Source organism: Bianquea renquensis (genome assembly GCF_014384895.1).
Classification (GTDB): Bacteria; Bacillota; Clostridia; order Lachnospirales; family Bianqueaceae; genus Bianquea; species Bianquea renquensis.
Window position 1 is genome coordinate 24,549 of record NZ_JACRSQ010000014.1, and the last position, 22,793, is coordinate 47,341.

The following is a 22,793-nucleotide window of genomic DNA, read 5'->3' on the forward strand; positions in this document are numbered from 1 at the left end:
GCGCGGCCGGCGCATATAATCGCTAACGCGATTATTATACCATAGTTTTTTCATGGAAAATCTTACATTTCTCTGACTTTCCACTTGATGTGGCGTGTGTCACTGCTGATTTGTGATGCGCTGCTTGCTACCGCTGTGGAAAAGCTCACATCCCTTTGACTTTCCCCTGGGAGTGCGGTATACTTAGGGTACCGTGGACTGGATTTTGTTGATTTGGAAGGGGCGATCTCTGTGTTTGATATCAAGGAGGAACTAAAAAAACTGCCAGAACAGCCAGGCGTCTATATTATGAAGGAGGGCGACACGATTCTGTACGTGGGAAAAGCGGTCAATTTGAAGAATCGTGTCCGTCAGTATTTCCAGAGTCCGAAAAATAAGACAGCCAAGATTCTGCGCATGATCAGCCGCATCGAATATTTTGAATATATCGTGACGGATACGGAGATGGAAGCGCTGATCCTGGAAAACAACCTGATCAAGGAACACCGTCCACCGTACAATACCCTGTTAAAGGATGACAAGCAGTATCCCTATATCAAGGCGACAGTCTATGAGGCATTTCCCCGCATCTTTATCACCCGTAAGGTGGCAAAGGATAAAGCCCGCTATTTTGGCCCATACACCAGCATGTTTGCCGTGCGCCAGACTTTGGATCTGATGCAGCAGATCTGGCCCCTGCGCCATTGCAATCGCGCGCTGCCCAAAGATATTGGAAAGGAACGCCCCTGCCTCAATTACCACATCGGCCGCTGCATCGGTCCCTGTACCGGCAAGGTTACTCAGGAGGAATATCATGCGATCTTGGAAAAAGCCATGGATTTTCTGAGCGGGCATCATCAGGAGGTTATCCAGGACTTAAAAGCGAAAATGATGGACGCATCGGAGGCGTTAGATTTTGAGCGGGCCGCAAGGCTGCGCGATCAGATCAAAAGCGTCGAGTTTCTCTCCCAGCGCCAGAAAATCGATGACGCCGGCTCCGATGAGAACCGGGACGTGATCGCCTATGCCACAGCTGGCGATGATGTGATCGTCCAATCATTTTTCATACGAAATGGCCGTCTGATCGGGCAAGAACATTTCTTTATGGACGGCGCTGAAAATCAGGAGGCGGGGGAAATTCTGGCCGCCTTTATCCAACAATTTTACGCTGGAACCCCCTATATTCCCAAGGAGCTTGTGGTCATGGCGGCCCCCGATAACTCCCCTATTCTGGAGGAATGGCTGACCTCGCGGAAGGGGCAAAAAGTCCATATCACCGTTCCCCTTCGAGGTGAAAAGGCCAAGCTTATAGGATTGGCGAGGCAGAATGCCCAGCTCTATCTCTCCCGCTTTGGAGAAAAGATGAAGCAGGAAGAGAAAAAAACGCGGGGGGCTGTGCGGCAGCTCGAACAGATTCTGGGGGCCGACCCTGACGAATCCTACGAGCGAATTGAAGCCTACGATATCTCCAATACCTTTGGCTTCCAGTCCGTTGGCTCCATGGTGGTTTTTGAGGGCGGAAAACCCAAAAATCCGGACTATCGAAAATTTCGGATTCAGACTGTACAGGGGGCCAACGACTACGCCAGCATGGCAGAAATGCTTCGCCGCCGTTTTCGGCACGCGTTCTCCGAAATTCGGGAGCTGGATGAGAAGGATGTGGATCTCTCTCTCGGCCGGTTTACCCGTCTTCCGGATCTGATTCTCATGGATGGGGGGCGTGGTCAGGTTCATGTGGCGCAATCCGTTTTATCGGAGTTTAACCTGGACATCCCCGTTGCCGGCATGGTAAAGGATGACCGGCATCGGACGCGGGCGCTGTACTACCAAGATCGGGAGCTTACCGTGGATCCCCACTCCGATGCCTTTCACCTGATCACGCGAATCCAGGATGAGGCCCACCGCTTCGCGATCACCTACCATAAAAAATTGCGCTGGGATTCCCAGATCCAATCCCTGCTGGATCAAATTCCAGGAATCGGCCCGAAGCGAAGAGCGTCCCTCCTTCAAACCTTTGGCTCTGTAGAAAAAATACGCAGTCTCTCCTCCGAGGAATTGATGAAGGCGGATGGGATCAACCAGAAGGCGGCTGACGCTATCTTTCAGTTTTTTCACCAGCCCTCAGACCCACCAGCTGCCTCTGAAATCCCGGATAATCAATAGTTGCTTTTTTGCCGTTCCTGTAGTATAGTAGAATCAATTGAAAGAATCTTGTACCATTAGAAAGGAAGACGACGTTGATTACTGATCCGAATGTTTTAGCCACCGTAGGGGACCGCCCTATCACACGCCAGATGTTGGAAGAGATGAAGAAAGCCATCCCCCCGAAACAGAAGGCTTCATTTGAGGGGCCGCAGGGCGAGGCGCGAATTCTCAATGAGCTCATCGCCAGAGAACTTTTGTATTTGGGAGCCAAAGAGGAAAAACTCGATGAGGAGGACGCGTATAAAGCCATGGTCGCCAATGCGGCGGAAGAAATCCTCAAACAATATGCGCTGGAACAGATTTTACGGGATATCCAAGTTTCTGACAGCGAGGTTGAAGCCTTCTACGATGAAAACCGGAAAAATTTCATCACGCAGCCGGAAATCCGGGCTCGGCATATCCTCTGCGACGATGAGGAAACGCTCCGACAGGCTGCGGAGGAGATCAAACAGGGGAAAGATTTTGCCGAAGCCGCCAGAGAGTACTCCACCTGCCCTTCCAAGGAAAAGGGCGGAGACCTCGGCTTTTTTGGCAAGGGGAAAATGGTCCCCGAGTTTGAAAAAGCCGCCTTTTCCCTGTCTGTGGGGGAGATGAGTCATCTGGTTAAGACTTCTTTTGGATGGCATCTGATCGAGGTTACCGAGCGCAAGGAGGCGCATATTCAACCCCTGGACGAAGTCAAAGATCAGATTCGCATGTTTTTGCTGCGCCAGAAACAATCGGACGCGTACAACCGCCACGTACAGGAATTGAGCCAGGATTATCCAGTGCAACGCTATTAAGACTGTGCAAAGGATGTGATCGTATGTTTCGAACGCTTCGTACTTTATTTTATACCATCGGCGTTCTACTCCGCAACGCGGGCTACAGCCGCCGCTGTGCGAAACTTCCGGAAGAAGAGCGCTGGAAGGTTTCCCATGACTTTGTCAAGCGCGCCTCCAAGGGATTGATCAAAGCGACGGGGGCTCGCGTTATTTACCACGGGCTGGAGAATTTGCCGGACCGGCAGGGAATCCTCTTCGTCAGCAATCACGAAAGTTATTTCGACATCTTGATTCTACTGCAGGTGATGGAATCTCCCACCGCCTTCGTCGCGAAGAACAGCATCCGAAAGGTCCCCTTTCTGAGCAAATGGCTGGAGAATATCGGCAGTGTCTACATCAACCGCGATGATCTTCGTCAATCCATGGAGGCCATCATCGCCACGGGCAATCAAATGAAACGCGGGCTGAACATGGCCATCTTTCCGGAGGGAACCCGGAGCAAGAGCGATACCGCTGGAGAATTTAAAAAAGGCAGTCTGAAGCCCGCCTCCATGGCGAAGGCGCCCATCGTGCCAGTCTTCATCGATGGTTCGCACCGGATTTTTGAGAGCAATCCCGGCATACGGATTCGCCCGGCGGAAGTCCACGTCTATATGGGAACCCCCATCGATATGGAGGATATGCCCCGCGCTGAGCAGAAAGAATTAGCCAACCACATCCGGGACGTGGTGCTCAATCTGAAAGATACGGTGCAGTGACGGCGTGGACAAAAGTAAGATTTCGATTCGCATTGCGACGATACAGGATGCAGAAGCCCTGCTCGCCATTTATGCCCCCTATGTTGAGAATACCGCCATCACGTTTGAGTATACGGTTCCTTCCGTGGAAGAGTTTGCCCGTCGAATCCATCGCGTGATGACGCGATATCCCTATCTGATTGCCGAGGCCGAGGGCGAGATACTCGGCTACGCTTATGCCAGCGCCTTTCACAGCCGGGCCGCATACGATTGGGCTGTGGAGGTCTCCATTTACGTAAACCGCCATAAGAGACGGATGGGAATCGGCGGAACACTGTATAAGGCATTGGAAATGAGTCTCTCTGCCCAGAACATTCTGAACCTCAATGCCTGCATTGCGTATCCCGAGGAAGAAGATGAATATCTGACAAAGGATAGCGTGGCTTTCCATCAGCACCTTGGATATCAAATGGTAGGAGAATTTCATCAGTGCGGTTACAAATTTAACCGATGGTACAACATGGTCTGGATGGAAAAGCATATTGGAGCCCATGTGGAGAACCAATCGAAGGTCAAAACCTTCGATGAAGTCCGCGACACACTTCAAAGCCAGTACGGAATTTGAATATCGTGCCGCAAACTTTGGAGGAACCTTCGGTTCTTCGGATTGAACCGCCTCTCGGCGGCCTTTCCTATAAAGATAAAAGCCGATGTTGTGGCGTTTCCCTTGGGAAACCGCAACACCGGCTTTTCATTTACGGTCCTTCTTATTTGTGGTCAACGGAATACATATGCTTGATCAGCATAAGCACTTTATTGGAATACCCCCACTCGTTGTCATACCAGGAAACCAGCTTGACAAAGGAATCGGTCAGGGCGATACCCGCTTTCGCATCGAAGATGGAAGTTCTGGGATCCGTGATGAAATCGGAGGATACAACGTCATCTTCCGTGTAGCCCAGGATACCCGCCATCTCGCCCTCGGAAGCTTCCTTGATCTTTGCGCAGATCTCTTCATAGGTGGCAGGCTTCTCCAGATTGACGGTCAGGTCTACCACCGATACATCCAGCGTCGGCACGCGGAAGGCCATCCCTGTCAGCTTTCCGTTCAGTTCCGGAATAACCTTGCCCACCGCTTTCGCAGCGCCGGTGGAGGAGGGAATGATGTTGCCGGATGCAGCACGGCCACCTCTCCAGTCCTTCTTGGAAGGTCCGTCAACGGTCTTCTGCGTCGCGGTGGTGGAGTGAACTGTGGTCATAAGGCCATCTTTGATTCCGAAGTTGTCGTTGATGACCTTGGCAAGAGGCGCCAGGCAGTTGGTTGTGCAGGAAGCGTTGGAGACAACGTTCATGCTGGAGTCATATTTATCATTGTTGACGCCCATGACGAACATGGGAGCGTCCTTACTGGGAGCGGAGATGACAACCTTCTTCGCGCCGCCTTTGAAGTGAGCGCTCGCCTTGTCGGTGGTGGTGAATACGCCGGTGGACTCCACAACGTACTCAGCGCCGCATTCGCTCCACGGAATCTCTTCGGGATTCATGCAGGCGTACACATTGACAGCGCGGCCGTTGACCACAAGCTTTCCATCAACAGCGGATACCTCTCCCTGGAATTGTCCATGGATGCTGTCATACTTCGTCATATACACCATGTAGTCAAGATCAATGAATGGGTCATTGACGCCGACGATCTCATACGTATCGGGTTGAGCCATGGCGGCACGGAACACTAAACGTCCGATACGGCCAAAGCCATTGATACCAATTTTAATAGCCATATTTATTTAACCTCCTAGATATTCATAATACTCTACTATTTTATACCAAATGCGGTCAGAATACAAGCCCTGCTGTTAAATTTTTAGCATTTTCCTGTAAATTTTAGTTACCGGGTTCTGCTCCCATCTTCCTCTATTCGTCGTCCTTTGCCCTCTTCTCCTTGCTCCTCTCCGAATCGGAAGTGGCCTCCTCAGCGGGAGGGTTGAGCTTGCAGACTAAAGTCCATAGAATGCGGCGAGCCTCGATCCGTTCGATTTTCACCTGCAACCCATACAACTCCATGGGAGGAAAATTCGATCCCTCCTCGGGGATCATTCCCAACTCGTCAAAGATCAAGCCTCCGAACGTGTCATAATCCTCATCGGGCAAGTCGAGGGAGAGGGCCTCCTCCACATCCCGCAGCGGCGTCGTGCCGCGAATACGCCACGTATTGGCGTCAACTGCAATGATATCGTCCTCTTCCTCCTCGGCGCCGTCCCAGCTGTCGCCCACGATGCCGATCAGTTCCTCCAGAAGGTCATGGATGGTGACCACTCCGTTGACGCCGCCGTACTCGTCGATGACCACAGCGAAATGGTGCCGGCTTTTCTGCATATTGCTGAGCAGAGTTCCGATTTTAACGGATTCCGGGACAAAATAGGCAGGCCGCACATACTGCATCATGGCCTCTGTCTTGTCGACCCCCTGCCGCAGCGCCATGTAAAAGTCTCGAATGGACAGAACCCCCAAGATGTCGTCCACATCCTCACCGCAGACGGGAAGGCGGGAGTGATTGCCGGATTGGATCTCCTTCTCCCAGGTCTCTAACGGATCGTCAGCCCAGAGCACCTGTAGATCCGTGCGGTGGGTCATAATATCGGCGGCCGATTTATTGTCCAGCTCAAAAACATTCTCGATATATTCCCTTTCCTGGGGATCGATGGTCCCTTTCTCGCTTCCGATATCGACCATCATGCGGATCTCTTCCTCCGTGACTTCCTCCTCCTCCTCCTGAGGGTTGATTCGGCAAAGCCGCAAAACTACATTGGTGGAGTTCGTCAGCAGCCACACGAAGGGGGCGGCGACCTTCGATAAGACATAGATAAAGTTCGCAACCAACATGGCCAGCGATTCCGCCTTCTTCATTGCAATCCGCTTCGGCACCAATTCTCCGAACACCAGTGTAAAGTAGGACAGAATCAAGGTTATGATCACAACTGCGATGGAATTCAAGGTTTTCTCTGGTATCGCAACACCCAGGTCTAGGAGCCAGTTCACTAGGTACTTGGAGAAGCCGTCTGCGGCGAAGGCGCTGCCCAGAAAGCCAGCCAACGTAATCCCAATCTGGATGGTCGATAAAAATTGGGTCGGCTGTTGGACAAGCTTCGCGAGCCGGCGGGCCTTTTTGTCTCCACTCTCCGCTTTGCGGGCAAGCAGAGCTTCGTTCAAAGAAATAACCGCGATCTCCGTGCTGGCAAATACCGCATTCAGTGCGATAAGCACAACCTGTAGTAGTAGTTGCGAGGGGAGGTGATCCAAACATATCATCCTTTCATTATTCAAGACGTGAGGGCGCTCGATGGCGGCCACAGATTAAGTAGGTTTTATCATACCATACTCAAAATAGAAAAGCAAGGCTGAAAAAACGCCGAATCCCGGTAACAAAAAGGATGTATCCCCTTCTGGCGGGCGGCAGAGTGGCAAACCTTTTCTTCTGAGGATTTCTCACGCCGGATCTTGAAGCATCTTTTGAGCTCATTCTCCCCTACGGAAGCTCCCTCTGGCACGGCAGGGTCAGGGTGACGGTGGTTCCTTGGCCGGGTTGACTCTCGATGGAAAGACCGTAAGGCTCCCCATAGCGCAAGCGCAGACGCCGTTGGATATTCTGTAAAGCATGTTTTCCATCCTGATTGCCAGCTATGGCGCTGCGAATCTGTTCTTCGTTCATACCGGTCCCATCATCCTGGATCATAATCAGCAGATGGTCCTCCACGCACCGGGCAGACATCTGGATACTCCCGGCATTGCCGTGAAAGACAGCATTCTCAATAAACGGCTGTATGATCAGCTTCGGCACATAGAGCTCCACGGTCTCGGGGCCGATATCCATTCGGATATCCAGCTGGGAGTCAAAACGAAGCCGGCAAATGGCTAAATAGGAATCCAGGATGTGCAATTCATCCTGCAAGCGGATGGTATCAGCCCCATGGCTCAGCGATAAGCGGTAAAAATCCGCCAGATTCAACAGCGCATCTCGGATCCAGTAGGCTTCAATGTCGTAGGCCATGGCGGCGATGGCCGATAACGCGTTATAGAGAAAGTGCGGATTAATCTGCTCCTGGAGTGACTGCAACTCCATGGCGTAGCGTTCCTTCTCGATTTTCTGATTGTCGCGGATTAGCTGCCGCACCATCTCCAAAGTCTCCTGTAAAAAGGAAGAGAGAACTCCCACCTCATCATTGCCTGAAATCTCCGTGTTGAGCACTAAATGATCCTTATCCACCTGTCTTACGGCCTTCGTCAGCTGGACGAGCCGCTTCGTCATAACGCGGGAAGAGAATAGCAGCATGGCGACAGAAAATGCAACGGTGACGAGAATCAGGATCATATATAGCCAGAGATACGGCGTGTTTTCCAAAAAACTGTTGTTCTCTACAATGTAGAGGATCTGCCAGTTCATCTTGTCATAGGGCTGACAGTAAACCGACTTGTCCTCCCCCCTGACCTTCGCCGCCACAACTCCCGCCCAGTCTGCTTCCGGCTTTGTGCCCTCTGTCCATTGAAGATCAGCGAGAGAAAGCCTTTTGTCCGGGCCTGCGGAATACAGCATAGCGCCGCCGGCATCCAGAATCATCATCTGCCCTCTCTCCACATCGAGAACGCTCCGGGCACCGTCACACACCACTGAAAGGCTCTGGGTAAGCCGGGCCACAACCTCCTTCTCCTCTTTCAGCCCAAGCTTCAACACAATGGAGATGCGATATTGCTCGTCCTCCCAGACACAATCCCAGATCATCTGATGGCGATTGAAAGCAATCGCCTCCTGATACCACGGTTCGTCCAGCACTGTCTGGCTATCCTGAACGGTTCTCGACTCCCCATAATATACGCGAGAATTTTCACTCGGAGTCCAGTAGAGGGTAAGTTCTGGGCGATATTGATAGGGGGAAACGAGGGACGTCACATATTTATCGATGTTGGTGATCACCTGATTTGTCTCTGTATAGCTCATCCCGCTCAGATCCGTCTCCAGATATTGGTGCAGCGGTTTTCCCAGATATATGCTCTCCATAAGCTTTTGCAGCGCCCGCACATCTGAATCAATATTCCGCACCGCATAGCTCATTTGCTGTTCCGTCTTTTTGTGGGTCTCTTTCAAAAGGATTGAGGAATACACATAGGCGGAAACCGTGATGAGGACTACAATGACCATGAGCAATGTGGCGCCCACAAACACGAGAAATTTATTTTTTGCCTTCAGATTCTCGATCCAGTTTCGTTTCATAGTATCTCCATTCTATCTTGCTACCTGGAATGGTAGTTCTCCCGGTATTCCCTGGGGAGCATGCCGGTCTCATTTTTAAAGGCGGCGGAAAAATAGGGGGCGCTGTCATAACCCACCTGGCGGGCAATCTCATGAATTTTTAAATCGCTGTTGCGCAGAAGCCCCTTCGCCCGGGCAATCTTCTGCTGAATCAGGTATCGGTTCAGGTATTCGCCGGTCACTTGATAGAAGATTTTGGCCGTATAGCCCCGGCTCAAATTGATTTTGTCCGCGATAATTTCCACCGTCAGGCCCTGATCCATCTCCTCCTCCACTAAGGTCTGGATGCGGCTCACAATGGCAATATATCTGTCGCTGGCTGACTGCGTCACGAAACGGCTTAGGGTACAGAGCGATGCCTCAATCTGCTCGGCGATCTGCTGCAAAGTCCCCAGAGAAAGAAGGGTTCCATAGGGCGAGGCGTCCGCCAAAAACGCTTCCGTCGGCGCGGCGCGCAGAGTGCCGACGCTGGTGATCACGGCGCTGAGAAGCTCAATGCACATACAGCGGAGCATCTCGGCGGAAAGCCGCACTTGGGAAAGTTGCTGCATCCAGCGGCGGGTCAGCGTCTGGATCTCCTCCACATTGCCACAGAGTACAGCCTGGATTAACGCCTCATGGCAAGGATTGATAGACGGCAGAAGCCGTCCATCTTTCGGGGAGACGCCGTGATAGATAATGACCTGACCCTTTCCGGCAAAAAATCGGTCTTCTACGGCCGCAAGCGCTGTGCGGTACGATTCCGGAGCCTGTCTGTACTCCGACACAAGAACCCCGATCCCCGCCGTCATGCTGATTCCATAGAGCAGCCCAGCCTGCCGGATGAGTTGTCCGGCGAATTGCGCTAGCTCGGGGTACGGCTCCGCTGTCTCACAGCCTGTGAGGATAGTACAGTCCCGCGAGTCCTCCCAGAAGCAGCAAGCCATCTGACGCTCCGCTGTCAGCTGCTGTATAGAGTTTTGCAGCTCCAGGCGTATCCTCTGCCGGCTGTACTCATCCGTCTTAATCTCCGGGTCATCGGGCGATAGCACAAGCACACAAAAGCGGTCCACCGGCACCGGTATGTGGTAGAACTCCAGCTGGTTTTGAAAAAGTTGCGGGTCTGGCTCCGGGGACGTAATCCACCGGCGCAGGAATAAATCCCGCAGCTGGGGCATTTGCTGGTGCAGCTGCTGCTGAAACAGATTTTTTTCGTAAAAGCTCCTTTTATCCGCGATACATTGGGCTGCCACCTTCTCCAATACTTGGCGTAGCTCCTCCTCTCGAACCGGCTTCAGGATATAGGCATCCACCTCCGCCGCTATGGCCGACCGAGCGTACTGAAAATCCTGATGCCCCGACACCAGCAGAATGTGGACATCCCGGCGCCGCTTTCGGATATGCTGTGCCAGCGCCACGCCGTCCTGGTGAGGCAATACAATATCGGTAATGATAATGTCCGGATGAATCTGTTCATCCATGTCCAAAGCTGCTTTGCCGTTCTCCGCAGCCCCTGAGAAGACCAACCCCAGTTCATCCCACGGGATCAGCTTCTTTAACAATTGAAGATCCTTTTGTTCATCTTCCACCAGCAATACGCGCAGCATGGGATATTTTTCCTCCAAATCTTTTGATTGATCTCCCTTAGTATAGCATATTTCCCACAAAAAGTCTAAAGTGTCTACAAAAACGATAGAGATTTTACAAATCTCTTGTTGCTTCTTGCCAACTACTTTCGATACAATAGAAATAGAAAGACTGCAGCCTTCCTAATGCAAGATAAAGATTGTATCAACACGAGGAGGAAATACCTATGGTAAATAAGAAGTTGATCTGTACATTGCTCTTAGCCACAATGCTGGTCACCGGATGCAGCGGGGGCAGCGCGGACTCTTCCCAGGAGTCAAGTGGGACCTCCAGCGCGCCGCTCTCTTCCTCTGGTGAAGACAGCAGCAGCCAGCAGGCAGGGCCCTCCGGGTGGCCCACGGTCTACAAGGAAGATCCGGAGCACCTGGAATGGATGGACGATACAAGCCCCATAACCCTGACCATGTTCAAAGGGGAAGTCATCACCGATGGCTGGAACTGGGGCGACGACAGAGTCACAGAATATATCACAGAGCGCACTGGGGTCAAGCTGGACGTGCAATTTGCCCAGAGCAGCGATAACAACGAATTAACCCTGATGCTGGCCTCCGGCGAGAAACTGCCCGACATCATCGCCACGGTTTACCCCAGTTCCATTCAGTATAACGAGATGATACAGGGGGATTACATCCACAAAATTGACGAGCTGATCGACGAATACTGCCCCTCCATGTGGGATCTGCTATATCCGGAGGAAATCGAATTCAGCAAAATGGAGGATGGACATATCTATTATGTTTCCCGGCAGACCCAGTCCGTCAGTTATTCCAATTCCCCCTACTTCTATATGAACGGCCATATTGCCACCCGCACCGATATCCTCAACGATCTGGGATACAAGATCGATGAGATTACATCCACGGACAAATGGATCGAGGTCATGGACGCTTTTATGGCGCGCAAAGATGAGTGGCCTGAGGTTAATTATCCCATCTACATCTACCAGCCATCCTTGACCAGCGGCGCTTTCGACGGAATGTTCGGCGGCGAGACAACCTCCTCTCCCTACCGCTACGACATGGAGACGGATACCCTCTCCTACTGGTTTGAGAGTGAGCGCGGCCTTGAGCAGCTGAAATTCTGGAACCGCATGTATAAAGAGGGCTATCTGCCCAAAAATGTTTTTACAGATGACTTCGCCTCCATCGTTCCTCAAGGCAGCTTTCTGTTCTTGTTGAAGAATAATGCCTGGGAAGTGCCGGCCAATAAAGCAGCGATTGCAGAAAATGTGGAGGGTGCCACTGTCTCCTTTATCGCACCCATAACCAATGCTCCGGATCAGGAATGGTCCATGGCGATCTCCATGGTGAGTCCAATGATCATGCCGAACACGGTTATCACAAAGGACTGTGAGCATCCCGACAGAGCCATCCGCCTGATGGAGTTCCTCAAGACCGAGGAAGGAAATCTCGCCGTGACCGCCGGCATCTACGGCGAGCATTGGGAGCTGGGCACCGATGATCAGGGCGTTAACTATCCGAATCCCATAGGTGAAGCGGCGCAGGCTCATTTCGATATTGCAAAACTAAACACGCTAGGCATCTATAACAGCACCAAGACTTGGATTGCAGTGGATACTCTCTATGATGACATCGCAGGATACCCACAGCGGTTCGACGAGGAGAATGAGGAGATTACGGCAGGCCGCGATCTATGGAAGCCCTATGTCAAGACCAACCTCGCCTCAGCCCTGCCCGACCTGGTGACCATCGAATCCGGCACGACGGAAGCTGATATCGAGGGCAACTGCTCCGATATCTATGAAAATATGATCATTGACATTATCCTGGCGGAATCTGAGGCGGAATTGCAAAGCCTGTACGACAAAATGATCGCAGACATAAACAGCGTTGGAAAAGAAAATCTATTTACCATTCTGCTGCCCAAAATACACGACGTGAAAGCTTCCCTGGAAGCCTCCGGCATTGTGTTTGAGTAAGCGGCTGCCGCTGGCCTCGCCGCTGCTCTCAGCGAGGCCAGCCTTTATAACATGCAAGGAGGATTCTCTGTGGCACAACAAATCAAAACTTTACAGCCAGCCGCTGCGCGGCGGCGCAAAGGCTATGGCATCCGGCGATTTAAGAAGGAGCTCCCCTATCATTTCATGATCTGGCTTGCCATGGTCTTTGCCCTGATTTTCAATTACATCCCCATGGGAGGGCTGATGATCGCCTTTAAGGATTACCGCATGCGGGATGGTATTTTGGGAAGCGCCTGGGTTGGACTGAAACATTTCCAGAACATATTGAGTGACTTTTATATGGGCAATGCGGTGATGAATACCATCGGACTGTCTCTGCTAAGCATTCTGATCTCTGTTCCTGTCACTCTTATCTTTGCCATCCTGATTAAGGAGTTGTCCAACACCGCCCTAAAAAGAACCGTTCAGACCATCAGCTATCTGCCTCACTTTATCTCCTGGGCCATCATGGCGGTGCTCCTGGATAATTTTTTGAATGTCAACGACGGGATCATAAATATTGTGATCAAGGCCCTGGGGGGAGAGCCAGTCCACTTCTTAGGCTCGAAAAACCTTTACTGGCCTCTGATCCTTATAGTGGACCGGTGGAAAGAGACTGGCTGGAGCGCCATCATTTATTTGGCGGTCATGTCCGGCATCGACGAATCCCTGTATGAGGCCGCCAAAATAGACGGCGCAGGCCGACTGGCCCGGATTCGATATATCACGCTGCCGTCCCTCTCCAACATCGTAGCCATCATGCTCATTCTGGACATGGGCAGCATGGCGGGAACAGGGTTTGACCAGGCTTATTTTCTCAGCAACCCGTTGAACTTTGAGCGCTCCAATGTTCTATCCTACTACGTATACGAGATCGGCCTCCGAAAGGGGAACTTTTCCTATTCCACAGCTATCGGGCTCATCACCTCCACGGTTTCCGCAGCTCTGATGCTGACAGCCAATGGCTTAGCAAAAAAAATAAATGGATCGGGGTTGTTCTGATATGGCGAGAAAAAGAAAAGCGAGTCTCCTATCTGCGACTACATCGGAAAAGATCTTTGAAGTTGTCAACTCCATTTTTCTCATTCTGGTCAGCCTGTTGATCCTCTACCCCTTTTGGAACTGCATTATTCTCTCCTTCAATGACGGGGTTGACGCCTACAAAGGCCCTATTTTCTTTTGGCCGCGGAAATTTACCTTGGACAATTACATCTACTTATTTCAAAACAATTTAATGCTAACCGCCTTCCGAAATTCCCTGCTGCGGACCGTGCTCGGCACAGTGCTGCATGTAGGCTTCACCGGGCTTGCCGCGTACGGGCTGAGCAAACGATGGATCATGGGCCGGAAATGGTATATGCTCTATTTCGTGATCACCATGTACTTTAGCGGCGGCATGATACCAAACTACCTTCTGATGAAAAATTTGGGGCTGCTCAATAATTTCTTGGTCTACATCATACCCAGCATGTGGGGATTCTACAATGCCATTCTCTTTATGTCCTTCTACGATTCCATCCCGGAATCCTTGGAGGAGGCGGCGACCATCGACGGCGCTGGAAAATTTCAGATTTACTTGCGGATCATTCTGCCAGCCTCCATGCCCATCGTGGCAACCATCATCATCTTTCAAGGTGTGAATCAATGGAACTCTTGGCTTGACACCCTGATCTACACGAAATCCAGCAGCCTTGTGACTCTGCAGAGCATCATGGCGCGTATGACCGAGGAAATGGAATACCTACAAAATATGTCTGAAAAAATGGGTGCCTCCGCCACACAAGTCACCATAAAGCCGGCGACCATTCGGGTCGCGACTCTTGTGCTCACCACCTTTCCCATTACAGTCATCTATCCCTTTTTTCAGAAATATTTTGTGGGTGGCATCATGCTGGGGGCTGTAAAAGAATAAGTGATGCCGCCTACTGAATCAAAGGAGTCTCCTCTATGAATTACTGCTTTCTATTCCTCACTGTGGCCACGCTGGCAGCGCAAGAGGTTTTCACTAAGCAATACAGTACAAAAAAGACGGCGGGAGCGGTGACCTATGCGGCCTTAGTCTCCATCTCTGCCCTTTGTATGTTTGTCCTATCCTCTGGTTTCAAATTCCGATTCCGCCAGGAACTATTGGGGTATGTCCTGTTGTTTACCGCCGCCTACTGCGCGGCCACTGTTTTTCTCACCCTTGCCATGGGGTGCGGTCCTCTCTCGCTCACATCCCTTATCCACTCCTACTCCCTGATGATCCCCACCCTGTATGGCATTCTTTTTCTGCATGAAAAGCTCAGGGTCAGCATGTGCATCGGGATGGCGCTTCTCGTCCTCTCTCTTGCCCTGATCAACTACGCCAAAAGTGACAGGAAAAAGAATGTCCGATGGCTGCTCTATGTCTTCGTGGCCTTTATGGGGAATGGACTCTGCTCCACAGTCCAGAAGGCTCAACAGGTGGCTTTCGGCGGCCAATACAAAAATGAATTCATGATCGTATCCCTCGCCGGCGTTTCGGTGATCCTGCTGATTTGCAGTTTGTTTCTGGAGAGAAAGCAACTGCTTTCCTCCATCCGAAGGGGTTGGTATCTGGCTGTGCCATGTGGCATTTTAAACGGGCTGACCAACCTTTTCGTGCTATTGCTCTCTACTAAAATCGCGGCCTCGCTTATGTTTCCCATCCTTTCAGGGGGCAACGTCGTTCTCACCTCCCTCATCTCTGTATGGGGTTTCCACGAAAAACTGAATCGACGCCAACTGGCGGGGATCGCGCTCGGGGTAGCGTCCATCATTCTTCTCAGCCTATAGCACCTTTTCATTTTGCCTCACAGCGGACTTTCCTAGAGTTCCCACTTTCTTTTGAACGATCGCAATCGATACTATAATCCAAGGAGGAACCATGAACGACAAATATACGTTGACGATCCCCCTCATAAATGCGCTCTCCACTCCGTCCACCCGCGAAACCTATTACGGCGAGCTAAGCCGTGCCGGTGCGCAGCGCGTGCTCCTCTGCCCTCCCCGGCTGTTAGGCAGCGCGGACGAACGACCTGCCGTGCTGGAATCGCTGGATGAAAACCTTCGTTTTTACGCTGCCAAAGGCCTCGAGGTTGGCGTCTGGCTGGACGGACTGGGACATGGCGCGCCCCTGACCGGCCCGGAAACATATTTGGCCGGCTGCTACACCCCCATCTGTAGCCTGGACGGCGTCGAATCCCAGGATTCCTATTGTCCGCTGGATCCTAGCTTTGCCCAGGCCTACTGCGCCATGATCCGGGACGTAGCCGCCCTACATCCGGCGCTGATCCTGATCGACGATGACTTCCGCCTCTCCCTGCGCAATGGCCATGATGTAGGCTGCGCCTGTACACGCCACCTGGACGCCTACACACAGCGCCTTGGAAAAAGGATCACCCGCGACGCCCTGGCACAGCAAATCTTCTCCGGCGGGCCCAACCGGTATCGCGATATATGGCTTGACCTCATGGGCGACACACTGCGTGATTTTGCCCGCCTGCTACGCCAAACCGTAGATGCGGTGGATCCCTCCATCCGCCTAGGCCATTGCGCCTGCATCCCCACCTGGGACACGGATGGCGTGGACAGCCTGGAGCTAGCCCAGATCTTTGCGGGTTCTACCCGGCCGCTGCTGCGGCTGATCGGCGCGCCCTACTGGGCCGCAACCCGCAGCTTCGGTATGCGCTCGCCTGCGGAGCCCGCGGAGCTGGAACGGCTACAGCTGCATTGGTGGCGGCAAAAAGGGGAGGACTGCGAGGTGTTCTCCGAATGTGACTCTTTTCCCCGCCCGAGAAATGTGGTCCCCGCCGCCTATCTGGAGGGCTTTGAGAGCATTCTGCGCGCTGATGGATTGGCCCAGGGATGTCTCAAATATATGCTGGATTATCACGGCTCGCCGCTCTACGAAACGGGCTATGTGGATCGCCATGTCAAATACCGCAGGCGCAATGACGAGCTGGCACAGCTGTTTGACGGAAAAGTAGCTGTGGGGCTCCAACTGTATGAGCCAATCCACAAACTTCGGGGCGCGTGGTTTGAGGGGAATGGCCTTGACCGCGTGGTGGATAGCTTTTTCCCGGCCGCCCAGCGCCTGGCGCTGGGGTGCTCCATGCCGGTCAGCTATGAGGAGGACCCACATACGGCTACCCTGGTTTTCGGAGAGAGCGCCCGCTACGCCGCGGACAGCGATTTTGCCGGGCGGCCCTTGGTGTTGGACGCGGCCGCCGCACAGATCCTTTTGCAAAGGGGCTGGGACATTGGCCTGGAGATGTGCAGCCCCTGCGATGCCCCCCTATGGGAGCATTTTCCCTCGCAAGGGGAGCGACTTCCGGTGGACGGGGCGGTAGGCTTCTTCCACCTCCGGCTCAAACCCGGAGCCGAGGTGCTGAGCTGGTTCGAGACAGAGCAGACACGGTGGCCCGCCGTTTACCGCTATTCCAGCGACACAGGGCGCCGGGTGCTGGTGTTTGCCTTTGACGCGGCGCAGATGAAAAGGGGCATCAACGGTCTGTTTTGCTCCTACTGCCGCCAACGGCAGCTGAATGAAACTTTGACCTGGCTCCAGGGACGCCCACTTGCTGCCTTCTGCGAAAAGAATCCGGGCTTGTACGTACTGGCAAAACAGGATGCCGCAAGGCTAGCCGTGGCGCTGTGGAACTTTTCCGAGGACGAGGTGCTTGCGCCGCAGGTTGTGCTCGGCCGTGCTTATACCCAGCTACGGTTTCCGCCCTTCTGCAAAGCTTCCGCAACCCTTTGCGGGTCCAAAGTGACCTTTGATCGTGACCTTGCGCCCTTTTCCTGCACAGCCTTCGAGGTATGGTAGTCTTTTCCCGCAGAGCCGTTGATCCGGCGGCGGGATACAGCAATACAAACAAAAAAGGAAGGAGAAAAGAAATGAACAGAACTACATGGACGCGACGCGGGCTCGCCCTGGTCGTCGCAGCGCTGATGATCCTTAGCCTACTGCCAGCACCTGCGGCACAGGCCATCACAGGGGACCATCTCATCGTCGAGCGTTATCAACCTGCGGGCTATGAAAACCTCTCGACCGTAAACTCCACCTCTTCCACCCTGGAGGCGTCATCCCACGGAACCTTTTTTAAGCTAAACGAGGCGCAGACTGCCCCGCTGTATGACTGGCAGCTGGAATGGCTGTGCGACGACGATCTAGACGCTGGCTGGAGTACTGCCTTTGACGAAGGGATCACCGATCCGGAAACGCCCGCCTGGGCCACTGTAGACCTGGGAAAGACGGCCCAATTGCGGCGCATCGTCCTCTTCCCAGTCCGGGAAGAGGAATATGCCGCAAATTTCCCCCGCGCCCTTGAAATCCGACTGTCGGACGATAACATAAGTTGGGAAACGGCCTATACCAACGGCCAGGTCAGCGCATCCGCCGACGAACCGCTTGTTGTCGACCTAACCGAGCTTCCCACCGCCCGCTATGTGCAGGTATATGTAACCCGCCGAACCGATACGCCCATGACCAGCGAGTACGGCGAAACCCTGCCAGTACAGATAGGAGAAATGGCTATATTTGGAAGTGAAACCATCATGACCACCGACGATTTTGACTCCTATATGCCAACCGGCTGCATAGCGCTTTCGCAGGGGAAAACCGTGGAGATATCATCCGGCTCCGATGGAAGCAACCTTACGGATGTGGACCTGGCCACGACCTGGGCCCCAGATGATACCGATGCCGCCCCCTATGCCTGCATTGACCTTGAAGCGCCCTATGCATTGCGCCGCGTGGTGCTTTTTCCCCATAATGATCCCTATGGCGAGGATTTCCCCGCCAGCTATACGGTGGCGATCTCGGAGGACATGGAGAGCTGGACAACGCTCCACGAGGCTTCCGGCACAGCCATGCCGGAAAAGCCGGTGGTTATCGAACTGGAACAGCCGTTGGTTGGGCGCTATGTGCGTATATCCGCCGCCGATGGAGAGCCGCTGAAGTTGGCCGAGTTTGCTGTATTTGGCGAATCCCCGGAAGCCCATATCGAGCTGGATCGCACCGCGCTTGAACTGGTGCCGGGCGATACCGACCAGCTCAAGGCCACCCTGGTCAACGATAGCGCCCTGCCCCTTACCCAAAAGGACTGGGCCTCCAGCGATGACACCGTCGTCACTGTGGATGCGGACGGTAATCTCACGGCTGTGGGCGTGGGGGAAGCAGATATTACTGTCTCCAACCACGAATACGGTCATGACATCAGCGCCTCCTGCCACGTTTACGTTGTATCGGCCCGGCGCGATATCTTCAATGAGAACATCCTGATCAGCATGTTCTGGCCGCCGATTGGGCCCGACTACATCACCGAGGAACAATACCAGTGGTTGGCCGAAGCTGGCATCAACTACGTAATGGGCGCCGGCGAGGAAGTCGGCTTTAAAGAAACCCAGCTGCAGATGCTGGAATACTGCTACAAATACGGCATGCGCATGACAGTGGGCGATGACCGCCTGGGGCCAAGCTTGCAGAATCAGTCGCAGGACTATATCTCCAGCGTTCTGTCTGAGTACAAGAACGTTCCCGGCGTGGGCGGCTATTGGCTCTGCGATGAGCCGGCCTTCCCCACTTCTTACGTCAATGCCTACCAGTCCCTCAAAAGCCTGGACCCCGACAAATACGTCTACCTGAATTTCCTGCCCGGCGTTTCCGAGGGGATCATTGACGACTGGCTGAAGCTCAACGCCGGCGCCGGCTACCCGTGCGATTATTACATGTATGACTATTACCCTTTTTATGAAGGGGGAACGACCACAAGCCAGATGCTGGCCTGCATGAAAACCGGCTGGAAAGCCGGCCTCGCCAACGACGTAAAAACCGGTCTCTTTATCCAAACCTCCAGCATCCAGGGCCATCTTCGCCTGCCGACCCAGGATGAAATTCGCTGGGAAACCAGTATCGCCCTGGGATTTGGCTACAAATACCTGTCCTATTTCACCTGGTTCCAGCCACCGTCGTCGGGTGAGGGCTTTACCGGCGCAATCATCAGCCGCGATGGCACGAAGACGCCCCTGTACGACGCGGTCAGCGATATCAACCATCAGATCCTGGCCATGGGGAGCACTCTGGTAAATCTGGACGCTATGGAAGTATACTTCAATGGCAATACGTATGATGGGGTCGTTTCCTCCATCCCTCAGAGCTTCTTCGCACAGCCCCAGGACAGCACCGACTTCCAGGTAACCCTGATGCAGCATAAGAATACTGGACGTAACTACCTGATGATCGTCAACAACAGCTTTACCGACCGTGCTACCATTGCGCTGAAACTGGACGGCGCCGTATCCAGCCTGGAACTGGCCGGCAAGTCTGACGCCGGCACCTCCACCTGGTCATGGGAGAATGGCCTTTTGAGTATCCAGGCCGACATCGGCGGTGCTTACCTATTTGCGCTGCCTGAGGGCGTGGATTTTGTCCAGGGAGCAGAACAGCCTGGCGCACAGGACAACTTGGCACCTGCCAGCTATATCACCGCCTCTTCCTCTCAGAGCAGCGACCAATTCTTTATCAAAAACCTGATCGACGGGGAGCGCGCCTCGACCGCCTCCTCCCGGGGATGGCGCACCGATGACGGTAACGCCTCCATCACCTTTGATTTCGGCACGCCCACTACTTTCAACCGTGTCGATCTCTACCCCTCAGAAATTGCCGGCGTATATGGCGGCGAGATGCCCACCGGCTTTGTCCTGGAAGCCTCTGACGATAAGGAAAGCTGGTCCTCCATCACCGAGGTGACCGGCTATACCCAGAAGGATTATATACCCCCTATCTGGAGATTTGGCGAGACAACAGCTCGCTATCTGCGCATACGCTTCACGGGCTCCAACGCCGAAGCGCTGAGCCTGGCCGAGGTGGAGATCTATCACGACGACGGCACAGTCCCCCTGCCGGAGGAGGTCACCTCCGAGCCCAGCCGTATGGATGTCACCTCCTATGTTCCAAGGGGACAGCAATGGCTCTCTGACAACACGCCGGTGGAAGCATCCTCCCATTATACTGAGTATACCGACGATCAGCATGACTGGCAGAAGGAATGGCTGACCGACGCGCATCCCTATGCGGGATGGGCCACCGCTCCGGAGGAGGAAGGGCCTGACGGCGGCGCCTATGATGAAACCTATCCGGCCTGGGCCATGACAGACCTGGGCGAAATCTGCCGCATCAAGCGAGTCGTGCTCTTCCCCTGCGCTGCTCCCTATGGGGATAACTTCCCCCAGGATTTCAGAATCCAGGTTTCCGACGATGGAGAAACCTGGAATACGGTCAAAGAGGTGACCGGTGCGGCCTCTCCGGCTGAGGATCCCTATGTGATCGATTTGGACCGCTATGCCGTAGGGCGCTACGTGCGCATCTACGTAACCCGACGCGCCTCCAATGCAGAGGTAACCGGAATCAACGGCCCCATGGTGCAGCTGGCGGAAATGGGCGTCTATGGCCTGTACGGTGCGCCGGATCCGGCGGATAAATCCGCCCTTGAAGCAGCTGTCGCCGAAGCCAGCCAAAAATCCCTGGAAGGGTATACGGAGGCCTCGGTTTCTGCCTTCCGCGCGGCGCTGGAACAGGCGCAACGTATCTTAGCTGAGCCCTATGCCGCCCAGGAGGATGTTGAAGCCGCCCTGTCTGCACTTTTAGCTGCTGATAAAGCGTTGACGCCTGAACCCTCTGACCCATCTGATCCATCCGATCCGTCTGATCCCTCTGATCCATCTGATCCCTCTGATCCGTCTGATCCCTCTGATCCATCTGATCCCTCTGATCCGTCTGATCCATCTGATCCGTCTGATCCATCTGATCCGTCTGATCCATCCGATCCATCCGATCCCTCCGATCCGTCTGATCCGTCCGAACCATCTGATCCATCTGATCCATCTGATCCATCCGGGCCCTCTGAACCCTCTGAGCCGTCCGGGCCCTCTGACATCCCCAAGACCGGCGATTCCACACCGCTGCTGACCCTTATGCTGGTGGCACTGACAGGAGCCATTGGGGTCGTCATACTCATTCTCTGCCGGCAGCGCCGAAGATGCCATTAGGGCAACGCCTCGCCTGCAAGGCTTGTACGCAAACTCGCATCGGGGAGTTTCATTTCCCCACTCGAAAAAACAAGGGACTGACGTTTAGCCAACGCCAGATAAGGAAGTTTTTATGTAGGGGTATGGTGTAACTCAGTAAAATGGGTTACACCATATCTTTTTTGTTATGCTACAAAACGGAAGTCCTGCGGATTTTTCCGTATTTCTTTTATCATAGCAAGGGTATGCTGCTTGCGTTCTGCTCGAAAACCTTTTCAATCAGCCTGCCGATTTCGGATATTCTCCTTGTACCCTGTTCCACCGTCTGTTGGAGCTTTTTGTATTCTTTCTGACCCATAGCGTTGATTTTCTTCGCCAGCATATACAGAAATACCGTTTCGTGGCACTTCACGAAATCCGCTAAAGTGTTCTCTTATTGGAATTTCAATATGATATAACTATTATATATAACGGCTGAGCATCATTTCGAAATGACAGATGATTTTCTTTTTGAAATGACGATTTTTTGGCTCTTTTTCATAATTTGTGTAAACACGGAAAATGGTATAAAATATAGAATGGTAGTCGGGCGGAGAAGTCGCAAGGCTGCTTACCGCCCATAGTTGCATATTAGCAGAAATAACGGGGCATGTCAAGGGCGGCTGCTTACGGCAGCCGTTCATATACCCTTGTCAGGCGACGGGATTTCTGCTTTCATTTTCTCCTACATACATTCCAAGAACTTCTTTGATTCCGTCCATATTGAGTCCGATCGCTATGTATACGGCTTTTTTCACAATGCGCCCCTCGCAGCGGACGTTATAGTGTATTGCGTCCATAAAGACTACGGCATAAATACTCTGTTTCGGTCACGCGGTACTGCAATTTCAACCTCTCCGGCGCTGGTTTTCATTGTTTTTCGGCTGTGTCCGTTTCTGCTGTTTTCGGTATCCTTGTTGCGGTAGTCGTACCTGCTGTGGCCAAGCTCATCGTCGAGCTCCGCCTCAAGTCCGTTTTCCAGAACCTCTCCCACCATCTCCTTGAATACCGACCGTAAGTCGCTCATGTCCTCTACTTCTAGCAGTGACAAAAACTCTCGTAATTTTTCTTTTCTCTCTTTTTGGCTGCCCGTACCTCCGGGCTGTCTTTGTACTTTGGCATTTTTTTAACCTCCAAAATGTTATTTC

At 53.0% G+C, this 22,793-nt stretch carries 14 protein-coding genes and 1 pseudogene; 10 read left to right on the forward strand and 5 right to left on the reverse strand.

The annotated features are described in order from the left end of the window. Nucleotides 1-231: 231 nt before the first annotated feature. The 4 genes from uvrC (at nt 232) to H8730_RS10260 (ending at nt 4,310) form a co-directional block, all read left to right on the forward strand. On the forward strand, nt 232-2,142 hold the full coding sequence (uvrC, locus tag H8730_RS10245) for an excinuclease ABC subunit UvrC (protein ID WP_249289794.1): 1,911 nt from the start codon (nt 232-234) through the stop codon (nt 2,140-2,142). Between the two features lie 74 nt (nt 2,143-2,216). Then, entirely contained in the window at nt 2,217-2,966 is a 750-nt protein-coding gene (locus tag H8730_RS10250; RefSeq protein ID WP_177714292.1) for a peptidylprolyl isomerase, read from the forward strand. Between the two features lie 23 nt (nt 2,967-2,989). Further along, a complete protein-coding gene (locus tag H8730_RS10255; RefSeq protein WP_177714291.1) occupies nt 2,990-3,706 on the forward strand; it encodes a lysophospholipid acyltransferase family protein in 717 nt (238 codons plus the stop codon). Nucleotides 3,707-3,710: 4 nt separating this feature from the next. Further along, a complete protein-coding gene (locus H8730_RS10260; protein ID WP_249289795.1) occupies nt 3,711-4,310 on the forward strand; it encodes a GNAT family N-acetyltransferase in 600 nt (199 codons plus the stop codon). Between the two features lie 142 nt (nt 4,311-4,452). Here the strand turns inward: H8730_RS10260 and gap are convergent, their stop codons facing one another. The 4 genes from gap to H8730_RS10280 all read right to left on the reverse strand — a co-directional run bounded on the left by gap (nt 4,453) and on the right by H8730_RS10280 (nt 10,576). Further along, a complete protein-coding gene (gene gap, locus H8730_RS10265) occupies nt 4,453-5,466 on the reverse strand; it encodes a type I glyceraldehyde-3-phosphate dehydrogenase (RefSeq protein WP_177715146.1) in 1,014 nt (337 codons plus the stop codon). A 133-nt stretch (nt 5,467-5,599) separates the two neighbouring features. Continuing rightward, nucleotides 5,600-6,994: a hemolysin family protein gene (locus tag H8730_RS10270; protein ID WP_177715144.1), complete on the reverse strand. Its 1,395-nt coding sequence runs from the start codon at nt 6,992-6,994 to the stop codon at nt 5,600-5,602. A gap of 217 nt (nt 6,995-7,211) precedes the next feature. Further along, nucleotides 7,212-8,951, reverse strand: a complete 1,740-nt coding sequence (locus H8730_RS10275) for a sensor histidine kinase (RefSeq protein ID WP_177715142.1) — start codon at nt 8,949-8,951, stop codon at nt 7,212-7,214. A gap of 20 nt (nt 8,952-8,971) precedes the next feature. Beyond that, the gene (locus tag H8730_RS10280) at nt 8,972-10,576 is read right to left on the reverse strand and encodes a response regulator (RefSeq protein ID WP_177715140.1); all 1,605 of its coding nucleotides are present in this window, start codon (nt 10,574-10,576) and stop codon (nt 8,972-8,974) included. A gap of 206 nt (nt 10,577-10,782) precedes the next feature. On the opposite strand from H8730_RS10280, the gene H8730_RS10285 reads away from it, so the two are divergent. The 6 genes from H8730_RS10285 to H8730_RS10310 all read left to right on the forward strand — a co-directional run bounded on the left by H8730_RS10285 (nt 10,783) and on the right by H8730_RS10310 (nt 21,627). Then, a complete protein-coding gene (locus H8730_RS10285; protein WP_177715138.1) occupies nt 10,783-12,555 on the forward strand; it encodes an extracellular solute-binding protein in 1,773 nt (590 codons plus the stop codon). 69 nt (nt 12,556-12,624) lie between these two features. After that, nucleotides 12,625-13,578 carry an ABC transporter permease subunit gene (locus tag H8730_RS10290; RefSeq protein ID WP_177715136.1) on the forward strand — a complete coding sequence of 318 codons (954 nt, stop codon included), beginning with the start codon at nt 12,625-12,627 and terminating at the stop codon, nt 13,576-13,578. A gap of 1 nt (nt 13,579) precedes the next feature. Continuing rightward, the gene (locus tag H8730_RS10295; protein ID WP_177715134.1) at nt 13,580-14,488 is read left to right on the forward strand and encodes a carbohydrate ABC transporter permease; all 909 of its coding nucleotides are present in this window, start codon (nt 13,580-13,582) and stop codon (nt 14,486-14,488) included. A gap of 35 nt (nt 14,489-14,523) precedes the next feature. Beyond that, nucleotides 14,524-15,372 carry a hypothetical protein gene (locus tag H8730_RS10300; RefSeq protein ID WP_177715132.1) on the forward strand — a complete coding sequence of 283 codons (849 nt, stop codon included), beginning with the start codon at nt 14,524-14,526 and terminating at the stop codon, nt 15,370-15,372. Between the two features lie 91 nt (nt 15,373-15,463). Further along, nucleotides 15,464-17,404: a hypothetical protein gene (locus H8730_RS10305; protein WP_249289797.1), complete on the forward strand. Its 1,941-nt coding sequence runs from the start codon at nt 15,464-15,466 to the stop codon at nt 17,402-17,404. Nucleotides 17,405-17,475: 71 nt separating this feature from the next. Continuing rightward, on the forward strand, nt 17,476-21,627 hold the full coding sequence (locus H8730_RS10310; protein ID WP_177716945.1) for a discoidin domain-containing protein: 4,152 nt from the start codon (nt 17,476-17,478) through the stop codon (nt 21,625-21,627). 689 nt (nt 21,628-22,316) lie between these two features. Here the strand turns inward: H8730_RS10310 and H8730_RS18050 are convergent. Then, nucleotides 22,317-22,696 (reverse strand): annotated as a pseudogene (locus H8730_RS18050) (transposase); the annotation flags it as partial. Nucleotides 22,697-22,793 lie beyond the last annotated feature (97 nt).